At 54.7% G+C, this 16,295-nt stretch carries 17 protein-coding genes; 10 read left to right on the forward strand and 7 right to left on the reverse strand.

Features of this window, described 5'->3' with window-relative positions:
* The first annotated feature begins 76 nt into the window (after positions 1–76).
* The 6 genes from V8L71_RS15355 (at position 77) to V8L71_RS15380 (ending at position 6,472) form a co-directional block, all read left to right on the forward strand.
* The gene (locus V8L71_RS15355; protein WP_336274675.1) at positions 77–1,300 is read left to right on the forward strand and encodes an MFS transporter; all 1,224 of its coding nucleotides are present in this window, start codon (positions 77–79) and stop codon (positions 1,298–1,300) included.
* Positions 1,301–1,424: 124 nt separating this feature from the next.
* Positions 1,425–2,243 (forward strand): DUF3100 domain-containing protein, encoded by an 819-nt coding sequence (locus V8L71_RS15360; RefSeq protein WP_101146930.1) that lies wholly within the window; start codon positions 1,425–1,427, stop codon positions 2,241–2,243.
* Positions 2,230–2,724, forward strand: a complete 495-nt coding sequence (locus V8L71_RS15365; RefSeq protein ID WP_101146929.1) for a hypothetical protein — start codon at positions 2,230–2,232, stop codon at positions 2,722–2,724. The genes V8L71_RS15360 and V8L71_RS15365 overlap by 14 nt, the downstream gene beginning before the upstream one ends.
* Before the next feature lie 10 nt (positions 2,725–2,734).
* On the forward strand, positions 2,735–3,892 hold the full coding sequence (locus tag V8L71_RS15370; protein ID WP_336274676.1) for a M20 aminoacylase family protein: 1,158 nt from the start codon (positions 2,735–2,737) through the stop codon (positions 3,890–3,892).
* A gap of 118 nt (positions 3,893–4,010) precedes the next feature.
* A complete protein-coding gene (locus tag V8L71_RS15375) occupies positions 4,011–4,925 on the forward strand; it encodes an NAD(P)-dependent oxidoreductase (protein ID WP_336274677.1) in 915 nt (304 codons plus the stop codon).
* Positions 4,922–6,472, forward strand: a complete 1,551-nt coding sequence (locus V8L71_RS15380; protein WP_336274678.1) for an aldehyde dehydrogenase family protein — start codon at positions 4,922–4,924, stop codon at positions 6,470–6,472. The genes V8L71_RS15375 and V8L71_RS15380 overlap by 4 nt, the downstream gene beginning before the upstream one ends.
* Here the strand turns inward: V8L71_RS15380 and V8L71_RS15385 are convergent.
* From V8L71_RS15385 to V8L71_RS15400, 4 genes are all read right to left on the reverse strand, one after another.
* Entirely contained in the window at positions 6,469–7,395 is a 927-nt protein-coding gene (locus V8L71_RS15385; RefSeq protein ID WP_101146927.1) for a LysR family transcriptional regulator, read from the reverse strand. The genes V8L71_RS15380 and V8L71_RS15385 overlap by 4 nt on opposite strands.
* Positions 7,396–7,459: 64 nt before the next feature.
* Positions 7,460–7,816, reverse strand: a complete 357-nt coding sequence (locus tag V8L71_RS15390; protein ID WP_008957129.1) for a hypothetical protein — start codon at positions 7,814–7,816, stop codon at positions 7,460–7,462.
* Positions 7,816–8,088, reverse strand: a complete 273-nt coding sequence (locus tag V8L71_RS15395; RefSeq protein ID WP_007112276.1) for an HU family DNA-binding protein — start codon at positions 8,086–8,088, stop codon at positions 7,816–7,818. Before V8L71_RS15395 ends, V8L71_RS15390 begins: the two co-directional genes overlap by 1 nt.
* A 125-nt stretch (positions 8,089–8,213) precedes the next feature.
* Entirely contained in the window at positions 8,214–9,434 is a 1,221-nt protein-coding gene (locus V8L71_RS15400) for an NAD(P)/FAD-dependent oxidoreductase (RefSeq protein ID WP_336274679.1), read from the reverse strand.
* A gap of 38 nt (positions 9,435–9,472) precedes the next feature.
* Between V8L71_RS15400 and V8L71_RS15405 the strand changes: the two genes are divergently transcribed.
* The 4 genes from V8L71_RS15405 to phoR all read left to right on the forward strand — a co-directional run bounded on the left by V8L71_RS15405 (position 9,473) and on the right by phoR (position 13,098).
* The gene (locus V8L71_RS15405) at positions 9,473–10,084 is read left to right on the forward strand and encodes a chorismate--pyruvate lyase family protein (RefSeq protein WP_336274681.1); all 612 of its coding nucleotides are present in this window, start codon (positions 9,473–9,475) and stop codon (positions 10,082–10,084) included.
* A gap of 35 nt (positions 10,085–10,119) precedes the next feature.
* Entirely contained in the window at positions 10,120–11,010 is an 891-nt protein-coding gene (gene ubiA, locus V8L71_RS15410; protein WP_336274682.1) for a 4-hydroxybenzoate octaprenyltransferase, read from the forward strand.
* A 109-nt stretch (positions 11,011–11,119) separates the two neighbouring features.
* Positions 11,120–11,809 carry a phosphate regulon transcriptional regulator PhoB gene (phoB, locus tag V8L71_RS15415; protein ID WP_008957133.1) on the forward strand — a complete coding sequence of 230 codons (690 nt, stop codon included), beginning with the start codon at positions 11,120–11,122 and terminating at the stop codon, positions 11,807–11,809.
* A gap of 2 nt (positions 11,810–11,811) precedes the next feature.
* Positions 11,812–13,098, forward strand: a complete 1,287-nt coding sequence (gene phoR, locus V8L71_RS15420) for a phosphate regulon sensor histidine kinase PhoR (RefSeq protein WP_008957134.1) — start codon at positions 11,812–11,814, stop codon at positions 13,096–13,098.
* Positions 13,099–14,145: 1,047 nt separating this feature from the next.
* Here the strand turns inward: phoR and V8L71_RS15425 are convergent.
* The 3 genes from V8L71_RS15425 to phoU form a co-directional block, all read right to left on the reverse strand.
* A complete protein-coding gene (locus tag V8L71_RS15425; protein ID WP_336274683.1) occupies positions 14,146–14,637 on the reverse strand; it encodes a copper chaperone PCu(A)C in 492 nt (163 codons plus the stop codon).
* Positions 14,638–14,722: 85 nt separating this feature from the next.
* Positions 14,723–15,466, reverse strand: a complete 744-nt coding sequence (gene cysZ / locus V8L71_RS15430; protein ID WP_176302977.1) for a sulfate transporter CysZ — start codon at positions 15,464–15,466, stop codon at positions 14,723–14,725.
* A gap of 80 nt (positions 15,467–15,546) precedes the next feature.
* Positions 15,547–16,272, reverse strand: a complete 726-nt coding sequence (gene phoU / locus V8L71_RS15435; protein WP_008956462.1) for a phosphate signaling complex protein PhoU — start codon at positions 16,270–16,272, stop codon at positions 15,547–15,549.
* Positions 16,273–16,295 lie beyond the last annotated feature (23 nt).

Here is a 16,295-nt window from a genome sequence, read left to right on the forward strand (position 1 = left end):
ATTGTTGCTTCGCGCGGCTTGCCTGATGCTGATGGTAGCCACATTTTGATCGGTAGTCGTTGTGATAGGAACATCCATGAATAATAAGCAGCCTGCCGTTTTACGCTCGACGCGTGCATTGTCGCTGGTAAATTTTTCGCTGGCCGATGTGCGCGATGGCCTCGGCCCGTTTTTAGGCATTTATCTTGTTGCGCTGGGGTGGTCGCCCGCTGAAATCGGCTTCGTGATGACCATTGCCGGGTTTGCTAGCCTGATAGCGACAACGCCCGCCGGTATGTTAGCAGATGCCACACGCTATAAACGTTTGTTAGTGGTGGGCTGTGCGGTATTGGTAGCCACCGTCAATCTGGTTCTATTGTTCTGGCCGCAAACCTGGTTTATTGCGTTTTCACAGATTGCCACGGGCATCGCCGCGGCGGCGATTGGCCCGGCCATTCTCAGCTTAACGCTAGGCTTGGTGGGCCAGACGGGGCTCGCCCACCAGTTGGGTCAAAACCAGGCCTATAACCATGGCGGCAATGCTACCGCCGCCGTGTTGGCGGCCTTGGCGGGCTATTTTTACGGCGTTGAGGCGGTGTTTTATTTGATGGCTTTTATGGCCGCGTTAACCATCTTTTTGGTGCTTAGGATTAACCCCGCCGAAATCGATTATGAAGAGGCCCGTGGGCTGGATAAAACAACGCACCAAACGATCAACATCGCCCAGGTGTTTCGTGATCACCCCATGTTGATGGTCGTGGGGCTTACGCTTTTGCTGTTTCATCTAGGCAATGCCGCCATGTTGCCGTTGTTGGGTCAGCGCGTGGCCACCAATGAGCTGATGAATCCTGCTGTTTATACCGCTGGTACGGTCGTGATCGCTCAAGCAACGATGATTCCGATGGCCCTTCTGGCTGCGTGGTACTCGCACAAGAACGGCTATTGGCTGCTGTTTTTGGTGGCGCTACTTGTGTTACCTGTCCGCGGTGTTTTGGCGGGCACGGTGCCGGGGCTCTGGAGTGTGGTGCCCGTACAAATACTGGACGGTGTCGGCGCGGGGTTATTGGGCGTAGCAACGCCGGGCATTGTGGCGCAAATACTGCGCGGTACCGGGCGTGTGAACATGGGGTTAGGCGCGGTGATGACGATTCAAGGCGTCGGCGCGGCGCTCAGCGCTAGTTTTGCGGGCGTGGTGGCGAGCTGGTTGAGCTACGAGGCGGCGTTTTTTGCCCTGGCAGGCGTCGCGGGCGTTGCCGTGGTGGTGTGGTTGTTGTGTTTTAATCGCGAGGTCTCTTCAGCACCGCTTGAGGCGAGTGCGTAGCCGCCACAGGCTAGCAGCACTGTGGTCAGCTAGGTGTTCTAAAAAATAGCGCACTAAAGCACTATGATTGGAACGGCAACCTTTCGATACTCGGAGTGACACTAAAAAAACAGGGAACACTCCAATGGATCTCAAGCTGCTGCTGGACTGGCGTCTGCACCTGACGGTGATCGTGACGTCGATGTTTGCCGAGTGGATAGGCATTGTGCGCATTCCACTCGGACCGGGAACACTGCTGTTACTACCGCTGCTTTACGCCTTTATCATTGGCGTTATTTTCAATCCCCACCTTTTTTCGACTATGGGCAAGGTGATTCCCAAGCCGGTCAGCAATGCGGCTGGCCCCATCATCCTTATCGCCATCCTGCCGTTTATTGCTAAATTCGGCTCTACTATCGGGCCTGCCATTGAGCAGATCATTGCCGCTGGCCCCGCGCTGATTCTCCAGGAGCTAGGTAATCTCGGCACCATGTTGATCGCGCTGCCCTTTGCCGTCCTGGTGCTCAAAATGGGCCGTGAAGCGATTGGTGCTACCTACTCCATCGCCCGCGAACCCAATATTGCCATTATTTCAGATCGCTACGGCCTCAGAAGCCCTGAAGGCATCGGCATTATGGGCGTGTACGTGGTGGGCACCATGTTCGGTACGCTCTATTTCGCCTTAATGGCGGGGTATATCGCCTCGCTGGATATTCTCGATATTCGTGCTCTGGCCATGGCCTGCGGGGTGGGCAGTGGCAGTATGGTGGCGGCGTGTTCGGCCGCATTAGCCGAAGCGGTACCAGCATCCAAAGATGAACTACTCGCCTTTGCCGGGGCAAGCAACCTGCTTACCTACGCCACCGGTCTGTATATCTCGCTATTTATCGCGCTCCCAGTCACTGAGTGGATGTACAAGCGCTTAAAAGGCTCGCGCCAGGAGGTTAGCCATGAAAACTCATGAGAGCCCAATCGATCAGTTCGATGCTGAGGCGTTAAAAGAGCTACGTCCCGAAAACCAGCTAGGCAAAACCGCGTTGGTACTGGCAGCCGTGTGTGTGGCGGCATGGTTTAGCAATATCGTCAACGGTTCGCCTTTATTAGACGCACTGCCCGGCATGTTGATTCTGTATGTCATGGTCATTATCGGCTTGGTCATCGGGCGCATATGCCCCTTTTACCTGCCCAGTGTGGCCTGGGTATCGCTGATCAGTATTATCGCGACGCTGCCATTCTTCCCTGGCAATGGCTGGATTATCGCACGGCTCGCTGAAGTGGATTTCCTGGCAGTGGTCACGCCGGTATTGGCCTATGCAGGGCTGGCGCTGACCGGACGTGAGTTTGCCATGTTCAGGCAGACCGGCTGGAAGCTAGTGATCGTGGCCTTACTGGTATTCACCGGCACCTTTATCGGCTCTGCCGTTGTCGCTCACATAATGCTTTAAGGATAGGACGATGACTGCCTCAGTAAACTTGCCGGATAGCGAAACATTAAAAGCGTGGCGTCACGATTTCCACCAGCATCCGGAAACCGCGTTTGAGGAGCACCGTACCAGTGCGCGTATTGCAGCGCTGCTGACTGAGTGGGGCTTTGAGGTAATTACCGGGATTGCTGGAACGGGTGTGGTCGCCGCTCTGGATGGTCAACAGGGGGAAGGCAAAACCATCGGCCTACGGGCCGATATTGACGCCCTGGATATCCTCGAAGAGACGGGGCTTGCCTACGCCTCGCAAACGTCCGGCAAAATGCACGCCTGTGGCCACGATGGTCATACGTCCATGCTGCTGGGCGCCGCCTGGGCGTTAAAGCAGCAGCCGGATTTCAAAGGCCGGGTGGTGTTTATCTTTCAGCCCGCTGAAGAGAGCGCTGGTGGTGGACGCGTCATGGTCGAAGAGGGCCTGTTTGAGCGCTTTCCCATGGATGCCGTATACGGTCTGCATAATTGGCCGGGCCTGCCGGTAGGTGAGGCAGCGGTGCATGACACCGATGTGATGGCGGCTTTCGATATTTTTACCCTAAAACTGATTGGCAAGGGATGCCACGCCGCGATGCCACACTTGGGCATCGATACGGTGCTGGCAAGCTGCCAACTGGTCAGTCAGTTACAGGGGTTGGTGAGCCGTGAAACGCCGCCGGATAAATCGGCGGTGCTGAGTATTACCAGCATTCACGCCGGGGATACCTTCAATGTGATTCCGGAGCAGGTCGAGCTGCGCGGTACGCTGCGCTGCTTTGATATGACGCTTAAAGAGCATTTGGAAGCACGCTTTAAACAAGCGATTGGCAGTTTGGCAGAGTTTCACGGCTTAGCCGTTGAACTGGATTACCAGCGCTGCTACCCGGCTACTATCAATACCCCGGAACATGCCCAGCACTGCGCGACGGTGCTGGAAAGCTTGCTCGGCAGCGACAAAGTAAAGCGCAACCCGCCGCCCAGCATGGCCTCTGAAGATTTTTCGTTTCTGCTAGCCGAGCGACCAGGCGCCTATATCTGGATGGGCAACGGCGAAGATTCTGCCTCGCTGCACAACCCGCGTTATGACTTCAACGATGCGCTGCTGCCGCTAGGGACGCGCTACTGGGTGGAGCTGGTAAGGGCGCTGCTCGTCTAAGTCGCCCCCTTTTTCTCAACGAAAAGCGTTATGCGCTCTCTGATGCCCACTGGGTAGGGGAGCGTCTACGCCGAACATAGCGTCTTTCAAGTATTAGGGCGTTCAAGGAGCATTTACGATGTCTTCACCTATGTCTTCAACAACAGCGTTATCGATCGTGGTGATTGGTCTTGGGCAGATGGGTGGCAATATGGCGCTCACCCTCAAAGCAGCAGGATTTGAAGTAACGGGTAGCGATGTGTTTGAGCAAGCGCGATCTCGCCTTGCTGCTCAGGGACTAACCGTTGTGGCGCCCGATGCGCTGCCCGCAAGCGATGTGTATCTGCTTTCGCTGCCCACTTCTGTCCATGTACGTGAGGTGATTGAGCAATCCCCAGGCTTACTCACCCTGGCGCCTAAAGGCAGTGTGATTGTCGATACCTCGACCAGCGACCCCGCCGTGACTCGTGAATTGGCCGAAAAAGTAACCGCAGCGGGCCTACTGTGGTTGGACGCTCCAGTTAGCGGTGGGCCTAAAGGTGCTGCCAGCGGCAAGCTGGGAATGCTGTTAGGAGGCGATGAAAGCACCATTGAACGGGTATTGCCGATGTTGGAGGCGATGTCAGCCAAGCGCACCCATGTGGGCGGCCCTGGTAGCGGCCATGTAGTGAAACTTGCCAATAATTACCTGTGTGCCGCGCACTTGTTAACCACCGCCGAAGCCGTAGCTATGGCAGCCAAAGCCGGTGTGGATCCTGCCGCCTGTTTAGCGGGCCTCAATAGTGGCTCTGGACGCAGCGCGGTCAGCGAAGTCAACTTCCCCGAGTGGGTGCTGAGCGAGCGCTTCGATTCTGGCTTTACCACCGGCTTGATGCGCAAGGATCTGCGTTTGGCACGGGATGCCGCTGAGCAGTTGGGCTGGCCGTTACCGCTGCTGCAAGCCGTTGTCGATGCGTGGCACGCAAACCCCGAGCAGCCAACTGATAGCGATGACTTTAACCATATCACTACGCCGATATTAGCGCGTGGCAGCCAAACGGAGGGCAACCAATGAGCTCACTTAACCAACAAGCCTGCGACCATCTTGCACAACTGCTTGAAGGATTCGGCTTGGCCGCTGCCACGCCGCTAAGTAACTGGGTTGATGGCGCATTAGTCGCAGGGGAGGGTGAGGAAATCAACTTGATCAATCCGGCCACCGGCGAAGCGCTGGTGAGCTATCGTGATGCGGGTGCGGCGTTAATTGAGCGTGCTACTCAAGCGGCTACGCGTGGGCAGCGTGAATGGATGGCGCTTACCGCCAGCGAACGTGGACGGCGCATGAATGCGGCGCTGCGTGGGCTAGAGGGCCATGAAGAAGCACTGGCGCAGTTGGAGAGCGTCGTTGCCGGTAAGCCGATTCGTGACTGCCGGGCTGAAGTAGGCAAGGTGCGTGAGATGTTTGAATACTACGCGGGCTGGTGCGACAAGCAGCACGGCGAAGTGATTCCAGTGCCTACCTCGCACCTTAACTATGTACGTCATGTCCCCTATGGCGTGGTGGGGCAGATTACCCCCTGGAACGCTCCAATGTTCACCTGCGCCTGGCAAGTGGCCCCGGCCATAGCAGCGGGCAATGGGGTAGTACTTAAGCCTTCCGAACTGACGCCCTTCTCATCGGTGGTGATTGCTAAGCTACTTGAAAGCGGCGGGCTTCCTAAAGGGCTGATCAATATCGTCAACGGCCTAGGCCAGTCGACCGGCGCAGCGCTGACCGACCACCCCACTATCAGCAAGCTGGTATTCGTGGGCTCTCCCCAGAGTGGCCGCATGATTGCTGAAGCCGGCGCCCGCCGCTTGGTGCCCAGCGTGTTAGAGCTGGGGGGCAAATCCGCCAATATCGTGTTTGCCGATGCCAAGCTGGATGAAGCTGTCGCGGGGGCCCAGGCGGCAATTTTTGCTGCCGCCGGCCAGAGCTGTGTGGCGGGCTCACGGCTGCTGATCGAGCGTTCGGTGTTTGAGCAGGTTACCAGCCGTTTGGCCCGGGCCGCGGAACAGATTGCGGTCGGCCTTCCCAGCGATGAAGCGACGCGCATGGGGCCTTTGCAGAATCGCCGTCAATTTGAGCAGGTCACCCGGATGATTGAGGCCGCCGAAGCGGCAGGCGCGAGAGTGTTAACGGGTGGCAAGCGTCCCGAAGGACTGCCAGATGAGGCTCATGGCTATTTTATCGCCCCTACCGTGTTGGTCGATGTCACGCCGGATATGGAGATCGTTCAGCAAGAGGTTTTCGGCCCGGTGTTGATCGCCATGGCCTTTGACGGCGAAGCCGAAGCCATTCAGCTCGCCAACGAAACTCGCTTTGGTTTGGCTGGCGCCGTTTGGAGTCAGGATGTGGCGCGAGCGCATCGTGTGGCGGGGCAATTGCGTGCTGGCACGGTATGGATCAATAGCTACAAGGCGATCAGCGTGATGTCGCCGTTTGGTGGCTTTGGCGATAGTGGCTTCGGTCGCTCAAGCGGTTTGGACGGCCTGCGTGAATACACGGTGCCGCAAAGCGTCTGGGTGGAAACGGCACCGGAAGCCAGCGTGGCATTTGGCTACGGTAGTGGCGTTGGTTAATCGCTTGCTGAGGCCGGGTCGCGAAAGGCCTGCATCCAGCGCTGTAAGTGTCTGAGCAGCAGAATGCTAGCCTTGGGCTGTTGGCGGCCTACGCGCGTGACCATGTGGGCCTGGGAGCGCTGAAAAAGGGGATTATCTACCTTACGCGCCACTAGCGTGCCAGCTTCTAAATCGTGTGCGACGGCAAAGGAGGGCAGTAGGGTAATGCCCATGCCGCTGCGCACATACTGTGCTAATACCACCATGGAATTTGTATTCATTGCCATGCGCGGGACTATACGAGACTGCTGAAATGCTTGGTCGACCATTTGACGCACCCCATGTGTGGTGTCCCACATGGCCATCGGCTGGGCGCTAAGCTGAGTCAGCGTGAGAGGTGACGTCTGGCTGGTCAATGGGTGATCCGGCGGCAGAATAGCCATCAGTGGCTGAGGACTGGATGACCAGAAACGCAGCTGGGGATGGGTACGCTCATGGAACATCAAGCCGATATGACTGTGATCGCCGACAATGGCGTCAATAATGCCCGAGGTGCCTGCGGTATGGATGTCGAGCTGAATGCCCGCATAGCGTTGGGTAAATTCGTGCAGCGGCGACGCTACTAGGTCACTGACAAATCCTTCACCGACGGTGAGCGATATCTTGCCGGTTTCCATGCGCTGGTAGGCTTCAAGTGACGCGATAAAGCCTTCGTCCAGTGCGCCGCGACGTTCGCAGTATTCAAGCAGCATTTCACCGACCGGGGTCGGTGAAATGCCGCCGCGCTGACGCTCCATGAGGGTGGCTCCCAAGGCTTCTTCCAGCAGCGAAATTTGCCTGCTGACTGCCGAGGGAGCAATGTCCAGACGCGCCGCAGCACGGCGCACTGAACCAGACTCCAGGGTAACGCGGAAGTACACTAAGCGTTGATGAGGTATGTCCATCGATAGCTGTTATACCTCTGCCTGGTTTACCCTTTGCTGATCGCTCAATACTGCAAATACTGGGCTACAAATATTTGAGCAGCTTCTGCAGCTTGTTCATATCGGCGGAGTCGCCCACTAAACGCACGTTGCCACTCATCATGCCGTCAAGAAAGGCCTGCTGAGTTGGCTTTTTGAGCACTTTTAACGCGGTGGCTTGGTCTCGGAAACGCAGTTCAAGGTCTAAGTCGACGGGCAGCCCTTTACCGGTGCTGATGCCTTTCGGCGTCATCCGGTAGTGGCGGGCTATGCTTAGATCTTCCGTGGCAATTCCCCAGTCCAGGCCGCGCATGCGTTCTAACTGTTCACGAAAGCGCGGCTTGCGGCGCAGGGCACGTTTGAGCAATATGCCCAGCAGCCACAGCGTCAGCTTGAGCTTCATTAGGAAACGGCGTCCTTAAGTCCTTTGCCTGGCTTAAAGGCAACATTTTTGCTGGCCGGAATTTGTAGTGGGGCACCGGTTTGTGGGTTTTTACCGGTACGTGCTGCGCGCTCACGTACCGTAAAGGTACCGAAGCCGATTAGAGCGACATCTTCGCCCTTAGCAACGCTGTTAGTGATTTCATCCAAAATAACGTTCAGTACTTGGCCTGCTTTGTCTTTTGACAGGTCGGCACTTTCAGCGATGGCAGCAGCGAGTTCAGGTTTGCGCATAAGAAATCTCCCTTTAGTAAACAATCGAACTTTTGTTAAAGAATCGAGCGTAAAGCAAATGCAGGTTGTTGGGCGGTCATTAGCACTAGGTAGCTTCTCTAGCCTAGTCGTGAACGCGACGAAAATCAGCCTAGCAGCGTAGGTGCTGCTCTGGAAAGCTCCACTTTCCTTCTCACGCAGCCCCCTGTCAACGCAAAACCAATCAAACGTCCGTCTTTATTTTCGGCTAACGCACTGATATCGCCACCTTCGCCTTCAATTCGCCAGCATTCAGGTGGGGTGGTTGGCGGGTAGGCTACCACTGGCAGCAGGGGTGTTTTAACGACTATTGGCCAAGCGCCAAAGCTGACCGACGTGGGAGTGCCCGCAAGCGTTGCCGCCAATGCCTTGGCGCTCGCTTGCAGCGGCTGCACGTACATGGCGTTAACGCCATCGACGCAGGCGACATCGCCCAGGGCGTAAATATCGGGGTGTGAAGTACTCAGTTGGCGGTCAACTTGTATGCCGCTCGGCGATACGTTAAGACCCGCGGCTTCGGCAAGCGCCGTACGCGGCGTTAGGCCAGTTGCCATTAGTACGAGATCGGCGCTGATAGCCTCGCCGTTATCCAATCGTAATACGATGTCATCACCGCTGCTGGGTGTTAGTGAATCTATCGTGCGGCCTAAGCAGAGTCGGATGCCTGCCTCATTGAAGGCATCGCCCAGGGCGTTGCCCAGTGGCGCGGGCAGCAGGCGGGGCAGTAGCGTGGCTTCAGGCGCTATGACGCTGACGTGATGACCTCCGGCGTGCAGATCATTTGTAAATTCACAGCCGACCAGCCCGGCGCCAACAATCGCCACCCTTGCTGGGCCTTGGCCTAACGCCTGATGAAAGCGTCGGTAGTCGTCTAAGTCATTAATGGTGAAGCAGCGTGGGGCTACGCTGGGGTCGATGCTGAACGGCATCCTGGGGGCAGCGCCGGTGGCTAATACCAGTGTGTCGTAGCTAAGTTTTTCAGAGCTTAGTTTTTCATAGTTGGGCGCTTGTCCAGCGTCGAGAAGCAGTGTCCGGTTATCCACATCCAGTGCCGCCACGGGGGTGTGGGTAATGATGCGGGCGTTTAACTCATCGCCCAGCTCGGCAGCGTTTCGCTGGGCCAGTTTGTTGGGCGCTAGGCCTTTAGCGAAGCCGGTGGAGAGTAACGGTTTGCTGTAATCGTCACCGCTGCCAGCACTAATCAGCGTGATTGACCGCTGATCACCGAGACGGCGCAGTGCGCGGGCTAAGCCAATCCCGGCCATTCCCGTGCCAATAATGACCAGCGCAGCGTGGGATGAAGAGAGCTCTGGTTGTGAGGGGGGCATGCAGACACCAAAAAAGTCGCTGAAACAAAAGCCTGTTAGTGCTGCATGTTACACTAGCCGACCCGTTTATTGCCCTGGAGAACTTGGTGACGCCTGCAGCTTTTCGGCAAACTCCTCACTTTTCGCGCTGGCGCCCCGTTGATGCGGCGCGACCTGCCATGAGTACTTCCTGGTGGCAGTGGGTTGCTTCAACCGACTCATTAACTGCTCGCTTAATCGCCGCAGGAGGTGAAAAGCAGTTTCGCGTTCGACTGCTACGCCAGGGCGTAGGCTGGCCGCGAGAGGATGAGGCACGGGCGTTGGGCATTGCTCCCAAACGCTACGCATGGCTGCGTGAAGTAGCGCTGTGCTTGGATGAAACGCCGTGGGTGGTGGCGCGCTCCGTCGCCCCGCTCACGCAGTTAAAGGGCCAGCGTTTGGAAGGGTTAGGTGAGCGCTCGCTCGGCAGTTGGTTATTTCGCCAGCCCGGTTTAATTCGCGGGCCGCTTGAGGCCACTACCCAATCCCCCTTATTTGCTCGTATGAACGGTATCGAGAGTGACTGTACCTGGGGCCGACGTTCAGTGTTTTATCACGGCGGGCTGTCGTTGTTGGTGCAGGAGTATTTTTTGCGTGCGATGGCGGATGACCTTGATCTGCCATCGCGCTAGGCTAGCGCCTGCATCTTATTTTTCGTGAGGTAAGCATGGATCGTTCACTGTTGCGGCCGAAGGGATGGGCTCGCGTGGCAGATTTTATACAGCTGATGCGTTTGGATCGACCCATTGGCACGTGGCTGTTGATGTGGCCGACGCTTTGGGCGCTGTGGATTGCCGCTGAAGGGGTACCCGGCCGTGATGTACTGCTGATTTTTGTGGCCGGTGTTTACGTCATGCGCGCGGCTGGCTGCGTGGTGAACGATTATGCAGATCGCCATTTCGATGGCCATGTGAAACGCACTAAGCATCGCCCGCTCGCCACAGGTCGAATCAGCGAAACCGAGGCTCAATTGCTGTTTATTGGTTTGGTGGCCGCAGCGTTTATTCTGGTGCTACTGACTAATTGGTTTACGGTGCTGCTCTCGTTGGGTGGGGTATTTCTGGCAGTTATTTACCCGTTCATGAAGCGTTATACCCATTTTCCCCAGGTGGTGCTGGGGGCGGCATTCTCATGGGCAATTCCAATGGCCTTTGGCGCCGTGCTGGGCCATGTGCCGTTGGAAGCGTGGCTGCTTTTCTGTGCAAACGTGCTATGGACGGTGGCGTACGACACGCAATACGCCATGGTCGATCGCGACGATGATTTAAAAATTGGCATTAAATCGACAGCCGTGCTGTTTGGCGACGCGGATCGCCTGATAATCGGCCTACTCCAGGTAGCCACCCTGGGGTTGCTGGCATGGGTAGGCTGGCGGGTCGGGTTAGGTGGGTTCTTTTGGCTAGGGCTCGCTGCAATGGCGGCAACTTTCCTGCATCAGCAGCGCTTAATTCGTTATCAGGAGCGGGATCTTTGTTTCCAGGCGTTTCTGAATAATCACTGGTCGGGGCTGCTGATTTTTGCTGGTATTGCGCTAAGTTGGTGGCCTGCGGCGGGTTAGTAACTGCCATTGTCATGTAACTGTCATCAAGTCATGGTGTTATCGTCACTGACATGTCATTGAACTGTTTTCTTTGAACTGGCTTTTTTGCACACCGTGAGGCTCTGGTATGACCGCCAAAACCGTTCTGATTGTCGATGATGAATCGTCGATTCGCGAGATGATCGCGGTAGCGCTGGAAATGGCTGACTACCGTGTGCTCGAAGCAGATAACGCCCAGGATGCTCATGCCATGGTGGTTGACCACCAACCTGATTTATTGCTGCTTGACTGGATGATGCCTGGCACCAGCGGTATTGAACTGGCTAGGCGGTTGAAGCGCGAAGAAGCCACCGCCGAGATCCCCATTATTATGCTCACCGCTAAAGGCGAAGAGGATAATAAGATCCAAGGGCTAGAAGCCGGTGCCGATGACTATATCACCAAGCCCTTTTCGCCCCGCGAATTGGTGGCACGGTTAAAAGCAGTGCTGCGCCGCGCGACGCCGCGTGGCGTTGAAGATCCGATTGAGATTAATGGCCTGCTGCTTGATCCGGTAAGTCACCGGGTAAGCGCACACGGCAAAGCGTTGGAAATGGGGCCGACCGAGTATCGTCTTCTGCAGTTTTTTATGACCCATCAAGAGCGCGCTTACACACGTAGCCAACTGCTTGACCAAGTTTGGGGTGGCAACGTGTATGTCGAGGAGCGTACTGTCGATGTGCATATTCGACGCTTACGAAAAGCGCTGGGCGATGTGCATCAAAACCTGATTCAAACGGTTCGGGGTACCGGATACCGTTTCTCTGCACGGGTGTAAATGTGCGCCTATGGAGCCGTGAACTGTGGCGTCTAGCGTGGCTGGCCACACTGGGTACTTGCTTAGGCTGGTTATTGGGCTCAGCAGGGCTAGGGCTTGCGGCAGGGCTTGCAGTATGTCTGTTTTATCACTTGCGGCAGCTACGCGAACTTTATTTATGGCTAACCCTACATCCTCACGATGAGCCGCCTGCCGCTCACGGTATGTGGGGTGAATTGTTTGATCGTTTATACCGCTATCAGAAAAGCCAGCGTATAACGCAAAGTCGGCTGCGTGCTACTTTGGCCCGTATTCAAGAGTCGTCTGAAGCGATGCGTGACAGTGTGGTCATGCTCGACCGCCACGGTGATCTAGAGTGGTGGAACAGCGCTGCAACGAACATGCTAGGGCTACAAACTGCCCATGATCGTGGTCAGCACATTACCAACCTACTGCGCGAGCCAAGTTTCATCCGCTACTTCAATGCGCGGGAGTATGGCGAGCCGTTAACGCTGACATCGCCGATTGACGAGCGTCGAATCCTGCAGTATCAAATTACCCTGTACGGTGACGATGAACGGCTGGTAATGGCCCGGGATATCACGCGCTTGCACCGCCTGGAACAGATGCGGCGCGACTTTGTTGCCAATGTCTCTCACGAGCTGCGCACGCCGCTAACCGTCCTTTCCGGCTATCTGGAAACCTACAGTGATATTGCTGATCAGTTGCCTCCGCGTTTGGGCAAAAGCATCAACCAGATGCAGGAACAGACGCAGCGAATGCAAAACCTGGTCAATGATCTATTGCTGCTCTCCCGGTTGGAAATCGACCAGGGGGGGAAAGATCACCATCCGCTGTCGCTAGGGCCTTTGCTACAAAGCATCTGTGATGATGCGCTGGCGCTATCGAATCAGCGTCATACCATTACTGTCGCGCTTGAAAGTGACGCACGCCTGCTGGGTAGTGAGCAGGAGATTCGTAGTGCCATCTCTAACCTCGCCTTCAATGCCGTTCGCTATACGCCAGCAGGTAGCCACATCACCTTACGCTGGAAAGCTAGCGCGACTGGCGGTGGCTGTATTGATGTGGAAGACAATGGTGAAGGCATTGATCCCGTCCATATTCCCCGACTAACCGAACGTTTTTACCGTGTCGATAAAGGCCGTAGCACCGCAACTGGCGGCACTGGCTTAGGCTTGGCGATCGTTAAGCACGTACTATTACGCCACGATGCGCAATTACAGATTGAATCCCACCCTGGTAAAGGGGCGCTTTTTCGCTGCTCATTTCCCGCTTCACGTCTTGTATAGGTCTCAGTAAGCGACCTCTCGTACCATACCTGTAAAGGTGTGCAATATTGGCATGTAAGGTTGGTAAGAGTTTACCCATGTGCCATTTTTACACAGCTTTTAAGCTTGGTATTTCGATGTTAACAGAGTGCTATAACTTGACTTTATTTTATTAAGTTATTGATTTTATATGGTTTAATTTTATTCCTGAGTTTTTGGCATGCTAGCTGCAATATTAAAAACAGGTAAGGACGTATTGATAGGTTAGAAAAACATTGTACTTACGATATGACGAAGAGTTTGTATCTGTAAAAAGGATCGGTAAAAATAGCAGTAGCTGACTAATCATTAATTATTTTTTAGATATCAAAGAATGCCCTTTCAACGGATGAAAGGGAGATTGACAGGATGTAAAAAAGGCAAGGATGCTTTTCAGGTTCAAGGATGAATCGTTAGGAAATCAAACGTTAGTCAGGGTTAATTCCAAGGTTGGAGTCCCGCACAAGGAGTGGAAGCTAACGTTAGTTATTACCTATAGTCTATTCTGATATCGGGCCTCGCTAGTCGAGGCCTAATTTTTTTGCTGTCTGCTTTTTGTAAGCTTCTTATATTTACTACTGCATTTCTTTGTTTTTATCCCTACCTCCCTCTCTTTTTGTATTCATGTAATGAGTTATTCTCTCTCCATTCATCCATGAGGGGTCTAGGATTCGATCGCCCTAATGTTATTAAGGCAGAGTCCCATCGTACTAGTGCTCAGGCCGAGTACACGGCAAAAGGTTTAACCCAGGATGAAGGTGATGGAAACATTTGGTAACAAAAGTTTGCAATTATGTTGAAATATATTACGATAGAGGCGTGAGCAAATACGCAGAAGCGTGTCACACCGATAGGGATGCAGGTAGATTCAAGGAATGAATCAAACGACAATCAAAACGCTGGTCAGGGTTAAATTCCAAGGCTGGAGTCCCGCAAAAGGAAAGGAAGCTAGCGTTAGTCATTGTCTAGATATTGTGTCCTTAGACCCCCATTATGCGGGGTCTAATTTTTTATAGGCAGCAACTTTTTTTAGTGATGGTGATGCCCATCCGCGGCTTCACTACCTTCCTGGGCGCTTTGTACCCAGACCTCAATATCCACATCACCTTGTTCAGCAAAGGTTAGCGTGATGGGAAATCGGTCACCTTCCGTTAACGGTTCGCTTAACCCAATCAGCATTAAGTGAAAGCCACCACCAGGACGCATGGTGTAGGTTTCCCCAGCCTCAATAAGAAGCTCGCCGACATGACGCATCTGCATCATGTCGCCATCCATTCGCATATCGTGCAGCTCGACATTGCTGCTTACCGGGCTGCTTGCGCCAATCAAAGTAACTGGGTCTGAAAAGGCGGTAATATCCACATAGGCGGCCCCATTGGTCGCACCCGGAGGGGTCGGTATGGCAAAGGGGTGTGCGATACGCATCGTGTCTGTTTGTACGTCGTGAGCTATCGCTACTGATGCCACCATAGAGAGAGTGCTGACTAAACACACACACAGCCAAGCGATGGGTTTGAACATACGTTTATTCCTTATTGTTGATTGGATGCGGGAGAGCGATTTAAAACGTAAAAGTAGCAAAGTAGCCGAGCGCAGGTAATAAGCGCTACTGCGGCGCGATGCCACGGGCATCTCCATGCACGTCTCTGTAGTGATCATCCCAGAGCAGTACGGCACCTGCCACGGCGCCGGGAATAAGGAAGAGATTGGCCAGCGGAATCCAGGTGATGAGCGTGACTAACCCCCCAAAGCTTAAGCTTTGCCACCAGCGTTTCGAGAGCCGTTGGCGCATATCGGCAAACGTCACCTTATTGTTATCCATTGGGTAGTCTAGATAAGTAATGGCCATGATCCAGGCGGAGAATAACGCCCACAGCAGGGGTGCTATTAAGTTCAGCCCTGGGATCCAGCTAAGCACAAACAGACCGGCGGCACGGGGCAAAATATAGGCGAGCTTAACAAATTCGCGACCAATGGCATCAATGGCTGTTTTAGTAAGGTTGCGGTCATCAATCGGTTCACGGCCAGTCACTTGGGTTTCGACTTTAGCGGCCAAAAAACCGTAAAAAGGCGCGGCGATCAGGCTGGTCACCAGCGTGAAGGTAAAAAACACCACCACTAACAGGCTAATCACGAAAAGAGGCCAGATAAGCCAGGAGAGCCAATCAAGCCAGGTTGGCACCATGTTCATCCAATGATCTAGCCAACCACCGAAGCGGTTGAGCACGAAGCTGAACATGCTGACGTAAACAATCAGGTTGACTAAAATAGGCAGAAAAATATAGCGGCGCATACCTGACTGATACACGCAGCGTGTACCTCGGCTAAGCGCAGTGACAGCATCCAGCATGGTGGGGGAGACTCCTTGTGATTCAAACGTCCAGGCCGCTTAACAGCCTGGACGTATTGCAGGAGGAAACCCCTTTCAGGTCAAGACTTTTTTAGCACTTGCGGGTCAAGGTTATCGGGGTCGCTGTGGCGGATATCCAGCCCTTTGACAAGATAAACCACGTACTCAGCAAGATTGTCAGCGTGGTCGCCCACGCGCTCCAGGGCGCGCAATACCCACATGATGCTGAGTACGGAGGTAATCGAGCGTGAGTCTTCCATCATAAACGTCATTAGTGAACGCATTGCGCTGCTGTACTCATCGTCAACCAGCTCGTCTTCACGCACTACCTGCATCGCAAGGTCGGTGTCAAAACGGGCAAAGGCGGTGAGCGCATCGCGCAGCATTTTGCGCACATGCTCGCTGATGTGGCGCACTTCCACCAAGCCACGAATGGTGCTGGTACTTTCACTCAGCAGCAGGGCGTTACGGGCGATTTTGCTGGCCTCATCGCCGATTCGCTCAAGATCAGAGGTGGCGCGGATAACGGCGAGCACCAGGCGTAGGTCGGACGCTGCAGGCTGACGCCGCGCTAGTACCCGGGTGCATTCGTCGTCGATTTGCAGCTGCAGATCGTTGACCTGACGATCATTGTCGCGCACTTGTTCGGCTAGGCGGGTGTCGCCTTCCAGAAGCGCAAAGACGGCATCCTGCACTTGCTTCTCTACCAGACCGCCCATGGCCATCAGATGGGTTTTTAGCTCTTCCAGCTCCTGGTTGAACTGGCGAGAGATATGCTGGCTGTGAGAGTCGCTAGTAATATCCATGGAGCACTCCTGACGTTTCAGTC

Source organism: Vreelandella indica (assembly GCF_037070225.1).
GTDB classification, from domain to species: domain Bacteria; phylum Pseudomonadota; class Gammaproteobacteria; order Pseudomonadales; family Halomonadaceae; genus Vreelandella; species Vreelandella arctica.

What these genes read in the sequence shown, in the direction of transcription:
- V8L71_RS15355 (WP_336274675.1), top strand. Translation starts at nt 77, where the DNA reads ATGAATAATAAGCAGCCTGCCGTTTTACGCTCGACGCGTGCATTGTCG.
- V8L71_RS15360 (WP_101146930.1), top strand. Translation starts at nt 1,425, where the DNA reads ATGGATCTCAAGCTGCTGCTGGACTGGCGTCTGCACCTGACGGTGATC.
- V8L71_RS15365 (WP_101146929.1), top strand. Translation starts at nt 2,230, where the DNA reads ATGAAAACTCATGAGAGCCCAATCGATCAGTTCGATGCTGAGGCGTTA.
- V8L71_RS15370 (WP_336274676.1), top strand. Translation starts at nt 2,735, where the DNA reads ATGACTGCCTCAGTAAACTTGCCGGATAGCGAAACATTAAAAGCGTGG.
- V8L71_RS15375 (WP_336274677.1), top strand. Translation starts at nt 4,011, where the DNA reads ATGTCTTCACCTATGTCTTCAACAACAGCGTTATCGATCGTGGTGATT.
- V8L71_RS15380 (WP_336274678.1), top strand. Translation starts at nt 4,922, where the DNA reads ATGAGCTCACTTAACCAACAAGCCTGCGACCATCTTGCACAACTGCTT.
- V8L71_RS15385 (WP_101146927.1), bottom strand. Translation starts at nt 7,395, where the DNA reads ATGGACATACCTCATCAACGCTTAGTGTACTTCCGCGTTACCCTGGAG.
- V8L71_RS15390 (WP_008957129.1), bottom strand. Translation starts at nt 7,816, where the DNA reads ATGAAGCTCAAGCTGACGCTGTGGCTGCTGGGCATATTGCTCAAACGT.
- V8L71_RS15395 (WP_007112276.1), bottom strand. Translation starts at nt 8,088, where the DNA reads ATGCGCAAACCTGAACTCGCTGCTGCCATCGCTGAAAGTGCCGACCTG.
- V8L71_RS15400 (WP_336274679.1), bottom strand. Translation starts at nt 9,434, where the DNA reads ATGCCCCCCTCACAACCAGAGCTCTCTTCATCCCACGCTGCGCTGGTC.
- ubiA (WP_336274682.1), top strand. Translation starts at nt 10,120, where the DNA reads ATGGATCGTTCACTGTTGCGGCCGAAGGGATGGGCTCGCGTGGCAGAT.
- phoB (WP_008957133.1), top strand. Translation starts at nt 11,120, where the DNA reads ATGACCGCCAAAACCGTTCTGATTGTCGATGATGAATCGTCGATTCGC.
- V8L71_RS15425 (WP_336274683.1), bottom strand. Translation starts at nt 14,637, where the DNA reads ATGTTCAAACCCATCGCTTGGCTGTGTGTGTGTTTAGTCAGCACTCTC.
- cysZ (WP_176302977.1), bottom strand. Translation starts at nt 15,466, where the DNA reads ATGCTGGATGCTGTCACTGCGCTTAGCCGAGGTACACGCTGCGTGTAT.
- phoU (WP_008956462.1), bottom strand. Translation starts at nt 16,272, where the DNA reads ATGGATATTACTAGCGACTCTCACAGCCAGCATATCTCTCGCCAGTTC.